The following is a 19,345-nucleotide window of genomic DNA, read 5'->3' on the forward strand; positions in this document are numbered from 1 at the left end:
TTAAATGAAACAGGCAAATGATTAAAGAAGGCATAAATTTTAAAGAAGCTGGAAAATTCGAGGAAACGCGTTTTGAGAAGATTCATAACGTAATTTTCGAATCATCAAAAGAAGCTTCGATATTAGTTGCTCAGGAAATAGCAAACATAATTCAGAGAAAAGAAGAATTAGACGAACCTTGTGTTTTAGGATTAGCAACTGGATCTTCGCCAATAAAAGTTTACGAAGAATTAGTTCGATTACATAAAGAAGAAGGTTTGAGTTTTGCAAATGTAGTAACCTTTAATTTAGATGAATATTATCCAATGGATAAAAACAATATTCAGAGTTACTATCACTTTATGCATGAGCACCTTTTTAATCATGTTGACATTCATCCGGAAAATGTAAATATTCCGGACGGAAAAATAAGTAATGAAGATTTACAACAATATTGCATCGATTATGAAATGAAAATTAAAGCCTACGGAGGTTTAGATTTTCAACTTTTAGGAATTGGAAGAACAGGACATATCGGTTTTAATGAGCCGGGATCTCACGTTAATTCAGGAACCAGAAGTATTACACTCGATCATTTGACACGTACAGATGCTGCGTCATCATTTTTAGGTATAGACAATGTGCCTAGAAAAGCAATTACAATGGGAATTGGCACCGTAAAAAATGCAAAAAGAATTGTACTTCTTGGATGGGGAATCAGCAAGGCTGAAATTATTAAGAAAACAATTGAAGGAAATATTTCTTCGCAAGTACCGGCAACGTATTTACAACAGCACAACAACACAACTTTTGTTTTAGATACCGAAGCTTCATCAGAATTAACCCGAGTAAAAACACCTTGGTTGGTAAAATCAGTAGTTTGGGACGAAGAGTTAAAACTGAAAGCGGTGGCCTGGTTAAGTGAATTGACTAAAAAACCTTTCCTGAAATTAACAGACAAAGATTATAACGATAACGGAATGTCGAGTGTGTTAACAGAAGAAGGAACTGCGTATGATTTGAACATTAAAATGTTTAATAAAATGCAGCAGACAATCACAGGCTGGCCAGGAGGAAAACCTAATGCAGATGATACTTACAGACCGGAACGTGCAACGCCGGAAAGAAAAAGAATCATCATTTTTAGTCCGCATCCGGATGATGATGTTATTTCGATGGGAGGAACTTTTGACAGATTGGTAGAACAAGGACACGATGTTCATATTGCGTATCAAACTTCTGGAAATATTGCTGTTTCGAATGAAGAAGCTTTAAAATTTGCTGAAATTTCGATGGCATTAAATAAAAATTCTGCAGAATCTGAAAACATAATTAACTTTTTGAAAACCAAAAAGCACAATGATATTGATTCTTTAGAAGTTAGAAAATTAAAAGGATTGATTAGAAGAAGCGAGTCTCTGGCCGCTACAAGATATTTAGGATTACCGGATTCAAATGTTAACTTTTTAGATCTACCGTTTTATGAAACTGGAACAGTTAAGAAAAATAACCTTGGAGAGGCTGATATTCAAATTATGTGTGATATTATCGAAAGGATAAAACCACATCAAATTTACGCAGCAGGAGATTTAGCAGACCCTCATGGAACCCATAAAGTTTGTTTAGATAGTTTGTTTGAAGCTTTAAAAAGATTAAAGCACAAAAAATTTATGGACGATTGCTGGGTCTGGTTGTATAGAGGAGCATGGCATGAGTGGGAATCGTACCAAATCGAGATGGCGGTTCCAATGAGCCCTGATCAGGTTCTTAAAAAACGTCATGCCATATTCTATCACCAATCTCAAAAAGACGGAGTAATGTTTCAGGGAGATGACAGCAGAGAATTCTGGGTAAGAGTAGAAGACAGAAACAGATTAACGGCAGAAAAATATCATGCTTTAGGTTTAGCAGATTATTCGGCTATTGAAGCATTCAAGAGATATTATTTTTAGTTAATTTTTAGAATACAATAAATTATTTTTAAATGGTTTATTTTGGTTAGTTACCTGTATGTTGAAAATGCGGCCTTATGGTCGCATTTTTTTTTGCTTTTAATTTTACCACAGAGCGCACAAAGTTTTTCACAGAGAATTCAAGATAGTCTGAAAAGTTAACCGCATTTTATGTCATCCTGAGCGAAGTCGAAGGACCGCAAAGTGATTCCGCAATCAAAATCAAAAAAAATCTATGATGATAAACCCGACAGGTTTTTAAAATCTGTCGGGTTTATGATTAATAAAAAAAACCTTTGTCAAAGTTTCAAACTTTGACAAAGGTTTTGTCGTAAAATAAAAAGTATTTCGTTTTTAAATCGAAGAATTTAAAATTCTTTGTTTTACATGATCAATATAAGATCTTCCAATTACGTATCTCAATCCTTCAATTTCAATACTATTTCCTTCAACTGCGTCAATTTTATCAATTGCGATGGTGTAAGATCGGTGTATTCTTAAAAAATTTCTTTCCGGCAATAAATCTGTAAAATCAGATAATGTGCTGTGTATGATATATTTTCCCGTTAAGGTATTTATTTTTAGGTAATCCTTTAAACTTTCGATCACAAGAATTTCGTTAAAAAAGATTTTCTTCATTCTTTTTTTATCAATCTTAACAAAAATAAAAGGACTTTCAGAATTGCTAGTTTCCTGAGAATTACCGCTAGTACTGTTGTTCAGTCTTTTACTAATCTTGTTTAGTGTTTTCATCAATCTTGGAAATTCGATAGGTTTTACCAAATAATCCAAAACATCCAATTCATAAGTTTCAATTGCAAACTGACTGTAAGCGCTCGTTATTACAAGGATCGGCGGATTTTCCAGACTTTTAATAAAATTTATACCGTCGAGAACCGGCATATTGATATCCAGGAAAATCACATCAACTTTGTTGTTTTTTAAATAATTCAGACCTTCTATAGGATTACTAAAAGTATTTACAACCTCAAAATTTTCAATAGGCTCCAGATAGTTTTTGATAACATTAATTGCTAATGGCTCATCGTCTATGATCAAACAGTTTATTTTCATTTTCGATTATTTTTGTGAGAGAAATATTTTAGTAAGCATAGTTGTAATAAAGAGGTAAAAGTCTCTAAGACACTTTAATTACTAGCTTTACGACAAAAATATCCTTTTTATTTTTAAATGAAAGCTTATAGTCGTTTTTATTATAACCTAATTCAAGTCTTTTTTTGACATTCTCTAAACCTATACCACTAGACTTGTTAAAATTGTCCTTATGTTGCGTAATTTCGGGCATTGGGTTAGTGATAGTGAAATGCAGAAAATCGCCTTTTACCTTAAAATTGATGTTGATTACTACTTTTCCTGTATTTTTATTTACACCATGTTTGAATGCATTTTCCAGAAACGTCAATAATATAATAGGACTAATCTCTTTATCGTGAATATCTCCGGAAACTTCCATGTTAACTTCCAGTCGATCATCATTTCTGATTCTTTCCAAATCCAGATAATTCTGAATACAAAGTATTTCATTCTCTAAACTTTGTCTGGTGCTTTTTGTATCATACAGCATATAGCGCATTAATTCAGATAGCTTAAGAACGATCTTGGGTGTTTTGTTTGATTTTTCGACAGATAAAGAATAAATATTATTAAGCGTATTGAAGAAAAAATGCGGAGAAATTTGAGATTTCAGGAAAAGCAATTCCGTTTCTAATTGCGATTTTTCAAGATCCGTAACCCTTTTTTGTTCCTTCAAAAAATCAAAAGTAATCTTAATCGCGGTCACAAAAGTCATTACATAAAGTTCGCCCATCATCATATCAATCGTATAATTGAGGGTTAATTTATCTATAGTTTCCGGACCTTCTGGCCAAACTTCATGTGTTATTAATAAATAGGTAAGATTAAATTTTAAAACCACCATAATAAATATGGCGCATAAAATAACAATAACATATTGCAGGTATTTTTTTTTGTAAACCAAATTGGGCATAAATACCAGAATATTCAAATAACACAACGCCATGTGAATAGGAAAACCCAAAAGATTTGTCTTTAACGAATAACCGTAATTATTAAAATAACTTCCCCATCGAAAAGTATTAAAAACAAAATAAGTTAACCAAAATATAATGTGATACTGCAATTGAATGCGATATAATTTGCTTGAATTTAAAATCATAATAATGTGACGTTTTGTGACTTTTTTTGATGTTTATCTAAGTTTATACGTCATCCGTCTAAATTAGTTTTAGTAAAAGTCGTATTTGTTTAAATTTAAAGTTAAATTAAGATTGTTTTATATGAAGAATTTTACTCTGCTTGTTTTGTTTGTTATTCTGGTTACAAGTTGCAAAATAAATGTAAACAAAAATAACCAACAAGATAAAATTTTTACCAGCCATGTAAATCCTTTTATAGGTACAGGTGGTCACGGACATACTTATCCGGGCGCAACTGTTCCTTTTGGGATGCTTCAGGTAAGTCCTGACAATGGTATTTCGAGCTGGGATTGGTGTTCAGGGTATCATTATTCAGATTCTATTGTGTCCGGTTTCAGTCATTTGCACTTAAGCGGAACAGGAATTGGAGATTTGGCAGACATCTTATTCATGCCAACCAATAAAAAGCTTGATTTAACAGCAAAAACAACTTCACGCGATCAATTAACATATAAATCATCTTACAGTCATGCTAACGAAAAAGCAACACCGGGTTATTACCAAGTTTTTCTTGAGGATCCTAAAATCAATGTAGAATTAACTTCTTCTCAACGCACCGCTTTCCATAAATATACCTTTGCCAAAAACGACAAACAATCTGTTGTTATCGATCTTGGTTTTGCAATTAATTGGGACAAAACATTAAAAACAGCCATTACAATCGAGGATAAATTTACGATTAGTGGATACCGTTATAGTATGGGCTGGGCAAAAAATCAAAAAGTATTTTTTGTCGCAAAATTTTCAAAACCTATTGCCGAATCTGTTTTACTGGCTAATAAACAAGTGATTACAGGCAATTCTGCAGAAGGAGAAAACACATCGGCACAATTATTTTTTGATGCCAATAATACGGAAGAGCTATTTGTAAAAGTAGCCTTATCATCTGTAAGTGTGGCAAATGCCAAAGATAATCTGGATGGTGAAAGTTCAAATTTTGAAAAAACAAAAACAAAATCAGCAGAAATCTGGAATTCTGCTCTAAATAAAATAGAAGTCGAAACACCAGTCGACTCTTTAAAAACCATCTTTTATACCGCGATGTTCCACACCCAAGTTGCCCCTGTAACCTATAGTGATAAAAACGGTCAATTTAGAAGAGAGGATGATCAAATTGTTACAGCAAAAGATTATACCGCCTATTCGACCTTATCACTATGGGATACTTTTAGAGCAGAAAACCCTTTACTGACTTTATTGGCACCAGACAAAACATCAGACATTATTAACTCAATGTTAGCGTATTACGATACCAAAAAAATATTACCGGTTTGGACACTCTACGCCAACGAAACAAATACAATGACAGGATATCATTCCATTCCGGTAATTGTTGATGCTTACCAAAAAGGCATTAAAGGTTTTGATGCCGAAAAAGCATACCAAGCCATGAAAACAACCATGATGCAGGACGAACGCGGATTGAATTTCTACAAAAAATACGGTTACATTCCGTATAATTTACTGGACGAATCAGTTACAATTACGCTGGAATATGCTTATGACGACTGGTGCGTTGCGCAAATGGCAAAAGCATTAGGAAAAACAGAAGATTATCAATTTTTCCTAAACCGCTCAAAAGCGTATCAATATTTATTTGATCCGAAAACCGGATTTATGAGAGGAAAATCGGAGGATGGAAAATCCTGGAACGAACCTTTTGATGCAAAACATTCCAATCACAGAGAACACACCGATTATACCGAAGGAAATGCCTGGCAGCACAGCTGGTTTGTACCTCATAATGTAGATGATTTTATTTTGCTGCACGGAAGTAATGAAGTATTTACAAAACGTTTAGAACAGCTTTTTACTGAAAGTTCAGAAATTACAGGAAACAATGTTTCGGCAGATATTTCAGGATTAATTGGGCAATACGCACACGGAAACGAGCCAAGCCACCATATTGCTTATATGTTTAACCATGCAAATCAGCCTTGGAGAACACAATATTGGGTTCGTCATATTTTAGATACGCAATACAATACAACACCAAACGGATTAAGCGGAAACGAAGATTGCGGACAAATGTCGGCGTGGTATGTTTTTAGTTCAATGGGATTGTATCCAATGAATCCTGCTTCTGGTGAATACGAAATTGGAAGCCCGATTTTCGAAAAAGCAAAAATCAATCTCGAAGGAGGAAAATCTTTTGTAATCGAAGCCGAAAATGTTTCAGAAAAAAACTTTTATATACAATCGGCAACGCTTAACGGTGTTCCGTTTAATAAAACAGTAATCACCCATCAACAAATACTACAAGGCGGAATTTTGCATTTTGTAATGGGAGCTGAGCCCAATAAAAATTGGGGAACAAAAAACTAAAACCACGTAACTAACTAAAAAACAAATAAAATTAATGGACATTATTGACGTATCGATCATCGTAGCCTACATCCTGCTCTCGGTAGGAATAGGAATTTGGATTTCAAGAAAAGCATCAAAAGGATTAGACGATTATTTCCTTGGCGGGAAAACAATCAAATGGTATTTTTTAGGTCTGAGCAACGGTTCAGGAATGTTTGATGTTTCAGGAACTTCCTGGATGATTGGAGTACTGTTTTTATATGGCGTAAAAAGTTTCATGTTTATGTGGCTTTGGCCAATATGGAACCAGATTTTTGTCATGATGTTCCTGGCTGTCTGGATTAGAAGATCAAAAGTAATGACAGGTTCTGAATGGATTTTAACCCGTTTTGGAAGTGACAGAGCCGGAAAAGCATCTCATATTATTGTGGCTATTTTTGCCATTATTTCTACAATTGGTTTTATCGCTTACTTTTTTGAAGGAATCGGAAAATTTGTAACTATTATTCTTCCCTGGGATTTAACGCTTCATTACGGCGATTTAATTCTGCTGACTTCTGAACGATCTTATGCCTTAATAATCATTTTGTTAACGACAATTTATACCGTAAAAGGCGGAATGTTTTCTGTAGTGGCGACAGAAGTGGTACAATATTTAATCATGATCGTTGCCGGAGTTTTAATTGCCGGTTACGCTTTTATCAATTATTCAGATTTACAAATTAATTCGGTTATTACCGAAGAGTGGAAAAATGTTTTCTTCGGATGGCAATTTGAAACGCAATGGAGTGATAAGTTCCAAACCTTTAATAACTTAATTGATTCAGAAGGATACAAAATGTTTGGCGCTTTTATCGGAATGACATTGTTCAAAGGATTTTTTGCCAGTGTTGCCGGACCAACACCAAGTTATGATTTACAAAGAATTCTTTCTACAAAATCGGTAAAAGAAGCGGCTTACATGAGCGGTTTTACCAACTTGATTTTATTCATTCCAAGATATTTATTAATTACCGGAATCGTAGTAATTGCATTGGTAAACCTGGCGCCGGAATTAAACGCAAACACAGGTTTAACAGGAGCTGATTTAGAATTATTAATGCCAAAAGTGGTTAATTTATACATTCCTGTTGGAATAAAAGGAATTCTCCTTGCCGGTTTATTAGCCGCATTTATGTCCGGATTTTCAGCTTTTGTAAATGCAGGACCGGCTTATATTGTAAATGATATTTATAAAAAATACTTCAAACCAGTTGCAACAAATGCACATTATATCAAAGTAAGCCAGATTTCTTCTTTCCTTGTTGTTGGTTTAGGAGTTTTCATGGGATTCTTTGCAGACTCCATCAACTCACTAACATTATGGATTACCAGCGCCTTATACGGAGGTTACGTCGCGGCCAATTTCTTAAAATGGATTTGGTGGAGATTTAACGGCTGGGGTTATTTCTGGGGAATGTTCGCCGGATTAATCGTAGCTTCTTTACAATTTGCTCTGGGTCAGGCCAAAGGAAGTTTATCCGAAGGAACAATTTTATACGATTTAGCGCAAGTACAGGCCATTTATTTATTTCCAATAATATTCGGGTTTTCTATTTTAGGTTGTCTTTTAGGAACTTTCCTAAGCAAACCAACAGATATGGAAGTTTTAAGATCTTTCTATAAAAACGTAAGACCTTGGGGTTTCTGGAATCCGGTTTATAAAACATTAAAAGCAGAAGATCTGACATTCGAAAAAAACAATGATTTCTGGACTGATATGATGAATTGCGCCATCGGAATTGTATGGCAATCGAGTATGATTTTATTGCCGATATTTTTCATTATCAGAGATTATCCAAAAGCAATTACGGCGTTAGTGGTGTTTTTAGTAACCACAACAATTTTGAAATTTACGTGGTTAGATAAAGTGAGAAGAATAGAGGATTAGTTAGATAATTTGTGAATTAGAAAATTAGATAATTATTGAGACAGCTTTGTCAAAGTTTAAACTTTGACAAAGCTTAAAATGACAAGATTGAATAACTGACAAAAATTGAGAGTAATATTTAAACACATAGAAACATAGATTTCAAATGTGTTATAAAAAAGAATACAAAAGAAACAAGTTTCCACACATAGCTATGCTATGTGTGTTAATGCAAGTGAAATGCCTTTTATAAGGTTTTCAAAAACTATGTTTCTATGTGTTTAAAAATCAAGACAAAGTTTCAAACAAAAAAAGCAAACAAAAAAAACAAACTATAATAAAGAAAGAGAGCATGAGTACAATTCCTTGGCAAGACAGACCCGAAAACAATAATGATGTAATGTGGAGATATTCTGAAAATCCTATTATTGACAGATACGCAATCCCAACATCTAATAGTATTTTTAACAGTGCAGTTGTTCCTTTTGGAGACGGATTTGCAGGTGTTTTCAGATGCGACAACAAAGCGGTTCAAATGAATATTTTTGCCGGATTTAGTAAAAACGGAATCGATTGGGACATTAATCACGAACCAATTGTAATGCAGTCTGGTAATACAGAAATGATCGAATCTGCTTATAAATATGATCCGCGTGTGGTTTTTATCGAAGATCGTTACTGGATTACCTGGTGTAACGGTTACAACGGACCAACAATTGGTATTGGTTACACTTTTGACTTCAAAGAATTTTTTCAGTGCGAAAATGCGTTTTTACCATTCAATAGAAACGGAGTTTTGTTTCCACAGAAAATAAATGGAAAATACGCCATGTTAAGCCGTCCGAGTGATAACGGACATACGCCTTTTGGAGATATCTGGATCAGTTACAGCCCGGACATGAAATATTGGGGAGAACACCGTTTGGTGATGAAACCATCTCCGTTTGAACAAAGTGCATGGCAATGTACCAAAGTAGGAGCAGGACCAATCCCGATTTTAACAGAAGAAGGCTGGCTCATGATTTACCACGGAGTAATCAATACCTGCAACGGTTTTCGTTATGCAATGGGATCAGCACTTTTAGAAGTTGATTCACCGGACAAAGTAAAATACAGAACACAGCCTTATTTATTAGGACCTGCAGAAATCTATGAAATGGTAGGAGATGTACCAAATGTAGTTTTCCCATGTGCCGCTTTGCACGATAAAGAAGAAGATAAACTGGCCGTATATTATGGCGCAGCAGATACAACTGTAGCAATTGCATTTGGTAAATTAAGTGAAGTAATACAATTTACAAAAGATAATAGTTTATAAAAAAAGAAGCATGCGTTTAAAATTAAAATGGTTAACAGTTGTTTTAGGTTTTGTTTCGGCAGTTGGTTATTCACAATCAAAGGACAAAGTAGTGCCTAAAACTTATGTAGCCGCAAAAGCTTCATCTCCAGTCGTAATTGATGGAGATGGATCTGATGCTTCATGGAATAAAGCAGATTGGACAGACCTTTTTGAAGATATAGAAAATGGAATAAAACCAAAATATGGAACAAAAGTTAAAATGCTCTGGGATGAAACCAATTTTTATATATTAGCAAAAGTTGATGAGCCGCATGTTTGGGCAAATTTAAAACAACGTGATACCATTATTTTTTACAACAACGATTTTGAAGTTTTCATTGATCCCGATAGCAACACTTTTGACTATTATGAATTAGAAATTAATGCTTTAAATACAGCTTGGGATCTGTTTCTGTCAAAACCTTATAGAGAAAATGACAACGTAGTTTTAAACGACTGGAATATTCCGGGCCTGAAATCAGCAGTAAAAATTAACGGAACGCTAAACAATCCAAACGACACAGATGAAGGTTGGGTATTAGAAATGGCAATTCCCTGGGCATCTTATAGAAAATCCTATAATGAAAAAAATGTGCCCGAAGATAAATTCTGGCGAGTTAATTTCTCAAGAGTTAATTGGCAGCACGACATAAAAAATGGCAGTTACGAACGTAAAAAAGATGCCAACGGAAAATTTTTACCGGAGTACAATTGGGTTTGGTCGCCAATGGGCGTGATCAACATGCACGAGCCGGAAAAATGGGGGTATGTTTATTTCTCTTCGAAAGATGAAAAAGAAACCTTCACCATTCCGCAGGAAGAAAAAGTGAGATGGGAATTATACACTTTATTCAGAGCTCAGAAAGAATATTATCAGAAGAATAAAACGTGGGCAAAATCAATACAAAATCTAACCAAAGAAGCTATTAGTGTCGACGGTAAAATTTTGAAACCAGTATTAGAAAACCATGCCTCGGGATATAATATTTCAGTAAAAAGTCCTTTTTCTAATCAAACACTGATCATAAGGGAAGATGGTAAAATAATATCAAAATAAACCAACTATGAAACTACCAAAACTATTACTTCTTTTATTGGCATTTAGTATTTTTTCATGTGTAAAAAAAGAAGAACCAACCACTTTTAAATTTGGAGTATGGACAACTGCCGATCCTAAAAAATCAGATGCAGATTATACAAAAGAATTTAAAAAATACAAAGACGGAGGAATTGATGAAGTATTAATTAATACAGCAACAGATCCAAAACTTCTAAAAAGATTAGTGCCTTTAGCTACAAAAGAAGGCTTAAAAGTACATGCCTGGATTATGGCCATGAACAGACCCGGAGATTCAATTGCATTGCAGCATCCGGATTGGTATCAGGTAAGTAAAGAAGGGAAATCTTGTTTTGATAATCGCCCGTATGTAGATTATTACCAGTGGTTATGTCCAACCAGACAAGAGTCAAGAAATCACGTTTTAGCATTGGTTGAAGAATTAGCAAAAGTAGACGGAATCGAAAGTGTTCACTTGGATTATATTCGTTTCCCGGACATCTTTTTACCAATTAGTTTATTGCCAAAATACAATCTGGTTCAGGACACAGAATTACCTCAGTTTGATTTTTGTTATTGTGATGAATGTATCAAAGCATTTGAAAGAATTCACCATAAAAATCCAAAAGAAAGCCACAACACCTCCATTGATATGGAATGGAAAAATTTCAGGTTAAACGCTATCAAAGCAGTTGTAGATGATGCGTATAAAATTGCTCATAAACACAATAAAGAATTGACTGCAGCCGTATTTCCTTATCCTGAAATGGCAGATCACATGGTGCGTCAGCGTTGGGACAAATGGAATATTGATCAGGTTTATCCAATGATTTACCACAGTTTTTATAATGAAGAAATTGACTGGGTTGGATACGCAACAAAACAAGGCGTGGCAGATCTAGAAGATAAAAAAACAAAAATCAATACAGGAATTTACATTCCGGGTTTAAAATCGGATAAAGAACTAAAAGAAGCGATTTTATTAGCAAAAGAAAATGGAGCCGTAGGAGTTTCTTTCTTTGATGGAAATGCTTTAACAGCAAGTAATTTAAAAACCATTAAGGAAACAAAAGACGGTTTAAAATAAATACTGAAATTGTTTAACATATAGAAACATAGGTTTAAATTTAAGTCATTTTTACAAATCCTATTTTTTTTCGCATACAACTATGAGATTTTAAGTAAAACGACTTTTTAATAGTTTGAAAACTATGTTTCTATGTGTTAATATAATTAGGCAAGAATATAATTTCACGATTTTTAGAATAGATTTAAACACATAGAAACATAGATTTTCAAATGTGTATAAAAAAGAATACAAAAGAAACAAATTTCCACACATAGCCATGCTATGTTTGTTAATGCAAGTGAAACGACTTTTATGCGGTTCAAAAAACTATGTTTCTATGTGTTAAAATATAATGAGACAAGAATAAACATTACGGGGAATTTTCAATTAAAAAATAAGCACATGTCAAATAGAAGAGATTTTATCAAAAAAACAACTTTAGGTACGGTGGCCATGAGTTCAGTTTTGGGCTATAGCGGATTTGCAAATAGCAGGGAAGATGAAAAAGAGGAACTAGAAAATCCTTTGAAAAAGACAATAAAGCCAATCGTAATTTCGACATGGAATCACGGTTTGCCCGCTAATCAGGAAACCTGGAAAGAATTAAAAGCCGGAAAATCAGCCTTAGATGCGCTCGAAGCCGGTATGAAAATTCCTGAAGCAGATCCGAATGTCCGCAGTGTTGGTTATGGAGGATATCCGGATCGCGAGGGAAAAGTGACACTGGACGCCTGTATTATGGACCATAATAGTAATTGTGGTTCCGTATGCTTTCTGCAGGGAATTATGCATCCTATTTCGGTTGCGAAATTAGTACTTCAAAAAACACCTCATGTTATGCTGGCCGGACAAGGCGCATTACAATTTGCTTTATCAGAAGGCTTTAAAGTAGAAAATCTATTGACTCCGGAATCTGAAAAAGACTGGAAAAAATGGCTGGAAGATTCAAAATATAAACCCGTGATCAATATAGAAAATCACGATACGATAAGCATGCTAATGTTAGATCAGGATGGAAATCTTGCTGGAGGCTGTACAACAAGTGGCGCCGCCTGGAAAATGCACGGACGCGTTGGTGACTCCCCAATAATCGGCGCGGGTCTTTTTCTGGACAATGAAGTTGGCGCCGCTGCGGCAACCGGTTTAGGTGAAGCCGTGATAAGAACTGCAGGAAGTGCAATGGTTGTAGAATTAATGCGTCAGGGAAAATCGCCTTATGATGCCTGTAAAGAAATTACAGAACGTATTTATAACAAGCACAAAAACCACAAAGACATGGAATATTTGCAGGTTGGTTTTATTGCTTTAAATAAAAACGGAGAGCACGCAGGTTACAGTTTAAGATCCGGATTTAATTACGCCGTTTCTGATGATGAAAAAGGCCACAGAATGGAAGATGCAAAATTTAAAATGTCGTGGGATAAATAATAGACGTCATTTTTGTCATTTCTGTAAATCAGACGAAAATATTCTTTTGAAAATGAGTTCCCTAGCCCCGATAGAAGTGGAAATCCTTTTGTGGCGGGGTTCGCCACAAAAGATTGGAACGGATAGCGGGATTAGCTCCTGAAAAAAATGTTTTTATTATTGAAACCGAAAAGACAAACTAAAAATATAATTTTTAAACACATAGAAACATAGGCTTTACAACTCTCATAAGATTAGAATAAAAGCCCCACACCTTTTTTTTTAACTTTAAAGTCTATGTCTATGTGCTAAAAAAAAAGCACAAAGAGAATAAAAAAACAAATAATGAAAAAATCAATATCCATATTATCATTACTAATTGCTTCAATTGCAACTATAACTGCGCAGGAAAAAGTTCCTTTTTGGCAAAATGAAAAAATTAATGAAGATAATAGAGAGCCAATGCACGCTGCTTATTATGTTTTTGAAAATGAAGCATTAGCATCTAAAAATGAATGGAGACAATCTAAAAATTATCTAGATATAAATGGAGCCTGGAAGTTTAAATATGTAGACAGCCCGAGTGCACTTCCAAAAGATTTTGAAAAAAGCACTTTTAACGATTCAGATTGGGATAATTTTAGAATTCCTGCAAGTTGGGATGTAAATGGTTACGGATATCCGGTTTATGTAAATACAACCTATGATTTTGATTATTTAATGGCGCCAAATCCGCCGTTTGTGCCAACAAAATTTAACCCGACAGGAGTTTACAGAAAAGAAATTACAATTGACAAAAGTTGGGAAGGAAAAGACATTTTTCTTCATATTGGTACTGCAAAATCAAATCTTACCGTTTGGGTAAACGGCGTTTATGTAGGTTATGGCGAAGATGGTAAATTACCATCAGAATTCAACTTAAATAAATACGTGAAAACCGGAAAAAACACCATCACATTACAAGTGATGAAATGGAATGACGGTTCGTATTTAGAATGTCAGGATATGTGGCGAATGAGCGGAATTACGCGTGATTCTTATTTAATTGCAAGAAACAAAGCGCATCTAAAAGACTATGAAATTATTCCTGATCTCGATGCTTCTTATGTAAACGGAAGTTTAAAAATCTCGACAGAATTTTCTAATTTAAATGCAAAAGATGGTTATACTTTAGATGTTCAGTTAAAAGACGGTGATAAAATTATTACTTCAAAAGTTATTTCCGCTTTAAGCGAAAAACAAACTTTTGACTTCGCTGTAAATAATCCGAAGAAATGGAGCGCTGAAATTCCGAATTTATATCAGGTTTATTTTCTTTTAAAAGACAAAAAAGGAACTGTAATCGAAGTGATCAATCAGAATGTTGGTTTTAGAAAAGTGGAAATTAAAGGCGGACAGCTTTTGGTAAACGGAAAAGCAGTTTACATAAAAGGGGTAAACCGTCATGAAGTTGATCCGGTTACAGGACAAACAATTTCGAGAGAACGAATGGAACAGGATATTAAACTGATGAAGGAATTTAATATCAATGCGGTGAGAATGTCGCATTATCCAAACGACGAATATTTTTATGAATTATGCGATAAATACGGAATTTATGTGGTTGATGAAGCTAACATAGAGTCACACGGAATGGGTTATGACATCACCAAAACTTTGGGTAATAAACCAGACTGGGAATTAGCACACATTCAACGTATGGAGCGTATGATCGAAAGAGATAAAAATCATACTTCGGTGATTATCTGGAGTATGGGGAATGAAGCCGGAAACGGATACAACTTTTACAGAGGTTATTTGTGGATCAAAAACAGAGATAAATCAAGACCAATTCAGTACGAAAGAGCCACTGCAGGAGCGTGGGATGGAAAAGATTTAAAATTTGAATGGGATTCTGATATTATAGATCCAATGTACAGTTCTCCGAATAAAATGGAAGAATATATTTTGGCAAACCCAAATCCGTCAAGACCTTACATTCAGTGTGAATATGCACATGCAATGGGGAATTCGATGGGGAATTTTAAAGATTATTGGGATGTGATTCGTAAATATCCAAACTTTCAGGGCGGTTTTATATGGGATATGATCGATCAGTCGGTTTATAAAAAACAACCTGACGGAACTACGATTTTGGCTTACGGAGGAGATTTTGGTCCAAAAGATGTCAAAAGCGACAACAACTTCGTAAATAATGGAGTTTTTACGGTGGACAGAAAACCAAATCCGCATGCATTAGAAATGCGAAATGTGATGCAGAATATTCTGACTTCGTGGCAGGATAAAACAACAACAACAATTAAAGTGTATAATGAATTTTCGTTTAAAGATTTAAGCAATGTTAGTTTGCATTGGAAATTAGTCCTTGACGGAAAAGATGATGCAACGGGAACAATTGATAATTTAGAAATCAACCCAAGAGAATCTAAAATATACCAACTTCCGATTAATATTGAACAAAAACAGTTTCAGGAAGCATTTGTAGTTGTCACCTACCATCTTAAAGAAGAAGAACCGTTTTTGCCAAAAGGTTTTCAAATCGCAACAGATCAGCTTGCACTTTCAGGAAACTGGAAAAATGATATTAAAATAAATGGCGCATCAAAAATTTCTGTAGAGAAACAAGCCAGTGCTACGGTATTTAAAAGTGATAAAGCAACGATAACTTTTGACAAAAAAACGGGATTTATTAATGGATATACATTCAATAATCTGCCAATTTTAAAAGAAGGATATCAATTGCGTCCAAACCTTTGGAGAGCACCAAACGACAATGACTTTGGAGCTAATTTTCAGATAAATTTAAAAGCATGGAAAGAGGCAACAGAAAATCCAGCACTTGAAAACTGGACGTATTCTGTAACCAAAGACAATAAAATTTTAGTTACAGCAACTTATAATTTACCTTCGGTTTTTTCAAAAATAATCTTAAATTACGAATTCAATAGTAACGGAGAATTAAACGTAAAAGAACAATTGAATATCGATAAAAATAAGGAAACGCCAATATTGCCAAGATTTGGTATGGAAATGATTCTGCCAAAAGATTTCAGCTCAATCACGTATTACGGAAAAGGGCCGCATGAAAATTATATTGACAGAAATTACAGCTCACAAGTTGGACTTTACAATCAAACCGTTTCAGAGCAATATTATCCGTACATCCGTCCGCAGGAAACGGGAAATAAAACAGAAGTTCGCTGGTTAGAATTATCAAATGATAAATTGAAAATAAAAGTGACATCAGATGAATTACTGGCAACTACGGCTTTACATTTTTTAAATGAAGATTTAGATGATGGTTTGCAAAAAGACCAAAGACACGCAGCTGAATTGAAAGAAAGAGATTTAACAAGTTTAAAAATCGATTCGAAACAAATGGGAGTGGGCGGTATCGACAGCTGGCAAGCGTGGCCAATGGAAAAATATTTGTTGAGAGACAAAACATATCAATATCAGTTTAACATAACACCATCAATAAAATAATTCATTATGAGGATATTAAAACCATTCCTTATCGTACTCTTCCTGACTGTTTTTAATTTCGGCTACAGCCAAAAAATATATACAGAAAAGGATATTCAGATTATACCAAAACCAACACAATTACTAATAAACAAAGGTGTTTTTGAATTCTCGGCTGCAACAAAATTTGTAGCAACGACGGAGGTTCAAAAAGAAATTTCAAACGCTTTGATCAATAAATTTGAAAAAGCGGCAGGATTTCGCCCACAATTTTCTGCGGCAGTTCCGCAAAGTAATTTTGTACAGTTTAAGGTTGATCCGAATTTAGAAAGAGAAGCTTATATTTTAGATGTAAATTCTAAAAATATCACGATTACGGCAAAAGGAAATGCAGGTTTTATTTATGCTTTAGAAAGTATCAGACAATTGCTTCCGGTGGTTATTGAAAGTAAAAATGTGCTGCCAAATCAAAAATGGCAGATTCCAAATGTGGTTATAAATGATAAACCCCGTTTTCAATGGAGAGGTTTAATGCTCGATTTATCCCGTCATTTCTTTGATAAAAATTATGTAATAGAAACCATTGATCGTTTGGCAATGCACAAAATGAATGTTTTGCATTTGCATTTGGTAGACGATCAGGGTTGGAGAATCGAAATAAAAAAATATCCAAAATTAACTGAAGTTGGCGCCTGGAGAGTCGATCAGGAAAATTTGGCCTGGAATGCAAGATTGACTACAAATCCCGATGAAAAAGGAACTTACGGAGGATTTTTAACCCAGGAAGAATTAAAAGAAATCGTAAAATACGCAGCCACAAAAAACATCGAAATTATTCCGGAAATTGAAATGCCGGCACACGTAAGCAGCGCCATCGCATCATATCCTGAATTGGCTTGTTTTGATCAGCGTATTGGTGTTCCGTCTGGCGGATTATGGCCTATTACGGATATTTATTGCGCAGGAAAAGAATCAACTTTTGAGTTTTTACAAAATGTAATTGATGAAGTTATTACCATTTTTCCATCAAAATACATTCATATTGGAGGTGATGAAGCGACAAAAACCAATTGGGAAAAATGTCCGAACTGCCAAAAAAGAATGAAAGACAACGGATTGAAAAATACCCACGAACTGCAAAGTTATTTTGTAAAAAGAATGGAGAAATACATCAATTCTAAAGGCAAAAAAATCATTGGCTGGGATGAAATATTAGAAGGTGGTCTGGCTCCGGAAGCAACTGTAATGAGCTGGAGAGGAACGCAAGGCGGAATTGACGCCGCAAAACAAGGTCACGATGTTATTATGACGCCGGAAACTCCTTGCTATTTTAATTTTTATCAAGGTCCACAGAACGAAGAACCGGTCGCTTTTGATGCTTATAATCCGCTAAACGAAGTGTACAAATTTGATCCCGTTGTTCCCGGAATGACGCCTCAGGAAGCTGCACATGTTTTGGGCGGACAAGCAAATTTATGGGCAGAACATTTACCGGGACCAAAAGATTCTGAGTATATGATTTTTCCAAGATTGGCCGCTTTATCAGAAACGTTATGGAGCACTAAAGAAAGCCGTAACTGGAATGATTTTACGCCAAGATTAATTTCTTTAATGCAGCGTTACAATTATTTAGGAATCAATTATGCAAAAAGTGCTTATTTGGTAACGGCTTCATCAACGGCAGATTTGACTAAAAAACAAATTAATGTAACGTTGAAAAATGAGTTTCCAAACCCGGATATTCGTTATGTTTTGGGAGACAAAAACATCGAACATAATCCAATAAAATATACAAGTCCAATTGAATTTGCAGGAACTACAGTTTTAAAAGCTTCTTTATTTCAGGATGAAAAACCAGTAGGAAAAACATTTACAGATACTATTATTTTCCATAAAGCGGTGGCGCATAAAGTAAGTTATTTAACGCCGTATAATCAAAGTTATAAAGGAAATGGTCCTTTTACAATGGTGAATACGATTAGAGGAAGTAAAAACTTTCATGACGGACAATGGCAAGCGTGGCTGGTAAATGATATGGAACTTGTGGTTGATTTGGAAAAACAGGAAAGTATTCAGGAAGTAACTTTAGGAACGTTAGAAAGTCAGGGTGCAGGAGTTAATTTTCCAACACAGATAAAAGTTTTGGTTTCAAACGATGGATTAACTTATAAAGAAGTTGGAAAAGTGACGCGTCCGTATGCTGCAAATGTGAGTTCAGAATTGAAAGATTTTAAAATCAGTTTTGAAAAACGCAATGCAAGATTTGTAAAAGTAATCGCTTATAACTTAAAGAAAAGCCCAAAAGGTGAATCTTCGTGGTTGTTTGTTGATGAGGTTTTAGTGAATTAAAAATACCCAGAAGCTTTGTCAAAGTTTCAAACTTTTACAAAGCTTTCGAAAATGCAAGTTTTTTATTTAAACACATAGAAACATAGATTTCAAATGTGTTGAAAAAGAATATAAAAAGAAACTGGTTTCTAAAACATAGCCAGTTTTTATAAAAAAAATGACGGCAAAGTCGCCTCAATTTTGTGATTCCGAGGAATGAGGGATCTCCGTTAGTAGCTCGACAAACTGGAGAATTACTGCATAGAGTTTTTTGTGGAGATCCATCGGAATGACAA

At 34.6% G+C, this 19,345-nt stretch carries 11 protein-coding genes; 9 read left to right on the forward strand and 2 right to left on the reverse strand.

From position 1 onward, the window contains the following. The first annotated feature begins 17 nt into the window (after nucleotides 1–17). Nucleotides 18–1,931 (forward strand): glucosamine-6-phosphate deaminase, encoded by a 1,914-nt coding sequence (gene nagB, locus AC3QL1_RS10010; RefSeq protein ID WP_492497229.1) that lies wholly within the window; start codon nucleotides 18–20, stop codon nucleotides 1,929–1,931. A 354-nt stretch (nucleotides 1,932–2,285) separates the two neighbouring features. Here the strand turns inward: nagB and AC3QL1_RS10015 are convergent, their stop codons facing one another. Together AC3QL1_RS10015 and AC3QL1_RS10020 are read right to left on the reverse strand one after the other, a co-directional pair. Then, nucleotides 2,286–3,005 carry a LytR/AlgR family response regulator transcription factor gene (locus tag AC3QL1_RS10015; RefSeq protein WP_492497231.1) on the reverse strand — a complete coding sequence of 240 codons (720 nt, stop codon included), beginning with the start codon at nucleotides 3,003–3,005 and terminating at the stop codon, nucleotides 2,286–2,288. A gap of 64 nt (nucleotides 3,006–3,069) precedes the next feature. After that, nucleotides 3,070–4,128 carry a sensor histidine kinase gene (locus AC3QL1_RS10020; RefSeq protein ID WP_492497233.1) on the reverse strand — a complete coding sequence of 353 codons (1,059 nt, stop codon included), beginning with the start codon at nucleotides 4,126–4,128 and terminating at the stop codon, nucleotides 3,070–3,072. Between the two features lie 121 nt (nucleotides 4,129–4,249). Here AC3QL1_RS10020 and AC3QL1_RS10025 point away from each other — a divergent pair, with 121 nt between their 5' ends. From AC3QL1_RS10025 to AC3QL1_RS10060, 8 genes are all read left to right on the forward strand, one after another. Further along, entirely contained in the window at nucleotides 4,250–6,493 is a 2,244-nt protein-coding gene (locus AC3QL1_RS10025; RefSeq protein ID WP_492497235.1) for a GH92 family glycosyl hydrolase, read from the forward strand. A 34-nt stretch (nucleotides 6,494–6,527) separates the two neighbouring features. Then, nucleotides 6,528–8,405 (forward strand): sodium:solute symporter family protein, encoded by a 1,878-nt coding sequence (locus tag AC3QL1_RS10030; RefSeq protein ID WP_492497237.1) that lies wholly within the window; start codon nucleotides 6,528–6,530, stop codon nucleotides 8,403–8,405. 331 nt (nucleotides 8,406–8,736) lie between these two features. Beyond that, nucleotides 8,737–9,702: a glycoside hydrolase family 130 protein gene (locus AC3QL1_RS10035; protein ID WP_492497239.1), complete on the forward strand. Its 966-nt coding sequence runs from the start codon at nucleotides 8,737–8,739 to the stop codon at nucleotides 9,700–9,702. A gap of 10 nt (nucleotides 9,703–9,712) precedes the next feature. Further along, complete coding sequence (locus tag AC3QL1_RS10040) at nucleotides 9,713–10,780, forward strand: carbohydrate-binding family 9-like protein (protein ID WP_492497241.1); 1,068 nt, start codon at nucleotides 9,713–9,715, stop codon at nucleotides 10,778–10,780. A 7-nt stretch (nucleotides 10,781–10,787) separates the two neighbouring features. Next, nucleotides 10,788–11,867 carry a putative glycoside hydrolase gene (locus AC3QL1_RS10045; protein WP_492497242.1) on the forward strand — a complete coding sequence of 360 codons (1,080 nt, stop codon included), beginning with the start codon at nucleotides 10,788–10,790 and terminating at the stop codon, nucleotides 11,865–11,867. Nucleotides 11,868–12,251: 384 nt separating this feature from the next. After that, entirely contained in the window at nucleotides 12,252–13,277 is a 1,026-nt protein-coding gene (locus tag AC3QL1_RS10050; RefSeq protein ID WP_492497244.1) for an isoaspartyl peptidase/L-asparaginase family protein, read from the forward strand. A 324-nt stretch (nucleotides 13,278–13,601) separates the two neighbouring features. Next, nucleotides 13,602–16,742 carry a beta-galactosidase, LacZ type gene (gene lacZ, locus AC3QL1_RS10055; protein WP_492497246.1) on the forward strand — a complete coding sequence of 1,047 codons (3,141 nt, stop codon included), beginning with the start codon at nucleotides 13,602–13,604 and terminating at the stop codon, nucleotides 16,740–16,742. A 6-nt stretch (nucleotides 16,743–16,748) separates the two neighbouring features. Beyond that, nucleotides 16,749–19,070, forward strand: coding sequence for a glycoside hydrolase family 20 protein (locus tag AC3QL1_RS10060; RefSeq protein WP_492497248.1), 2,322 nt, complete (start codon nucleotides 16,749–16,751; stop codon nucleotides 19,068–19,070). Nucleotides 19,071–19,345 lie beyond the last annotated feature (275 nt).

The organism is Flavobacterium sp. GW823-FHT04A11 (genome assembly GCF_058796535.1).

Coding starts and splice junctions, on each gene's coding strand:
- AC3QL1_RS10030 (WP_492497237.1), top strand. CDS start 6,528: ATGGACATTATTGACGTATCGATCATCGTAGCCTACATCCTGCTCTCG.
- AC3QL1_RS10060 (WP_492497248.1), top strand. CDS start 16,749: ATGAGGATATTAAAACCATTCCTTATCGTACTCTTCCTGACTGTTTTT.
- AC3QL1_RS10040 (WP_492497241.1), top strand. CDS start 9,713: ATGCGTTTAAAATTAAAATGGTTAACAGTTGTTTTAGGTTTTGTTTCG.
- AC3QL1_RS10020 (WP_492497233.1), bottom strand. CDS start 4,128: ATGATTTTAAATTCAAGCAAATTATATCGCATTCAATTGCAGTATCAC.
- AC3QL1_RS10025 (WP_492497235.1), top strand. CDS start 4,250: ATGAAGAATTTTACTCTGCTTGTTTTGTTTGTTATTCTGGTTACAAGT.
- AC3QL1_RS10035 (WP_492497239.1), top strand. CDS start 8,737: ATGAGTACAATTCCTTGGCAAGACAGACCCGAAAACAATAATGATGTA.
- lacZ (WP_492497246.1), top strand. CDS start 13,602: ATGAAAAAATCAATATCCATATTATCATTACTAATTGCTTCAATTGCA.
- AC3QL1_RS10015 (WP_492497231.1), bottom strand. CDS start 3,005: ATGAAAATAAACTGTTTGATCATAGACGATGAGCCATTAGCAATTAAT.
- AC3QL1_RS10045 (WP_492497242.1), top strand. CDS start 10,788: ATGAAACTACCAAAACTATTACTTCTTTTATTGGCATTTAGTATTTTT.
- AC3QL1_RS10050 (WP_492497244.1), top strand. CDS start 12,252: ATGTCAAATAGAAGAGATTTTATCAAAAAAACAACTTTAGGTACGGTG.
- nagB (WP_492497229.1), top strand. CDS start 18: ATGATTAAAGAAGGCATAAATTTTAAAGAAGCTGGAAAATTCGAGGAA.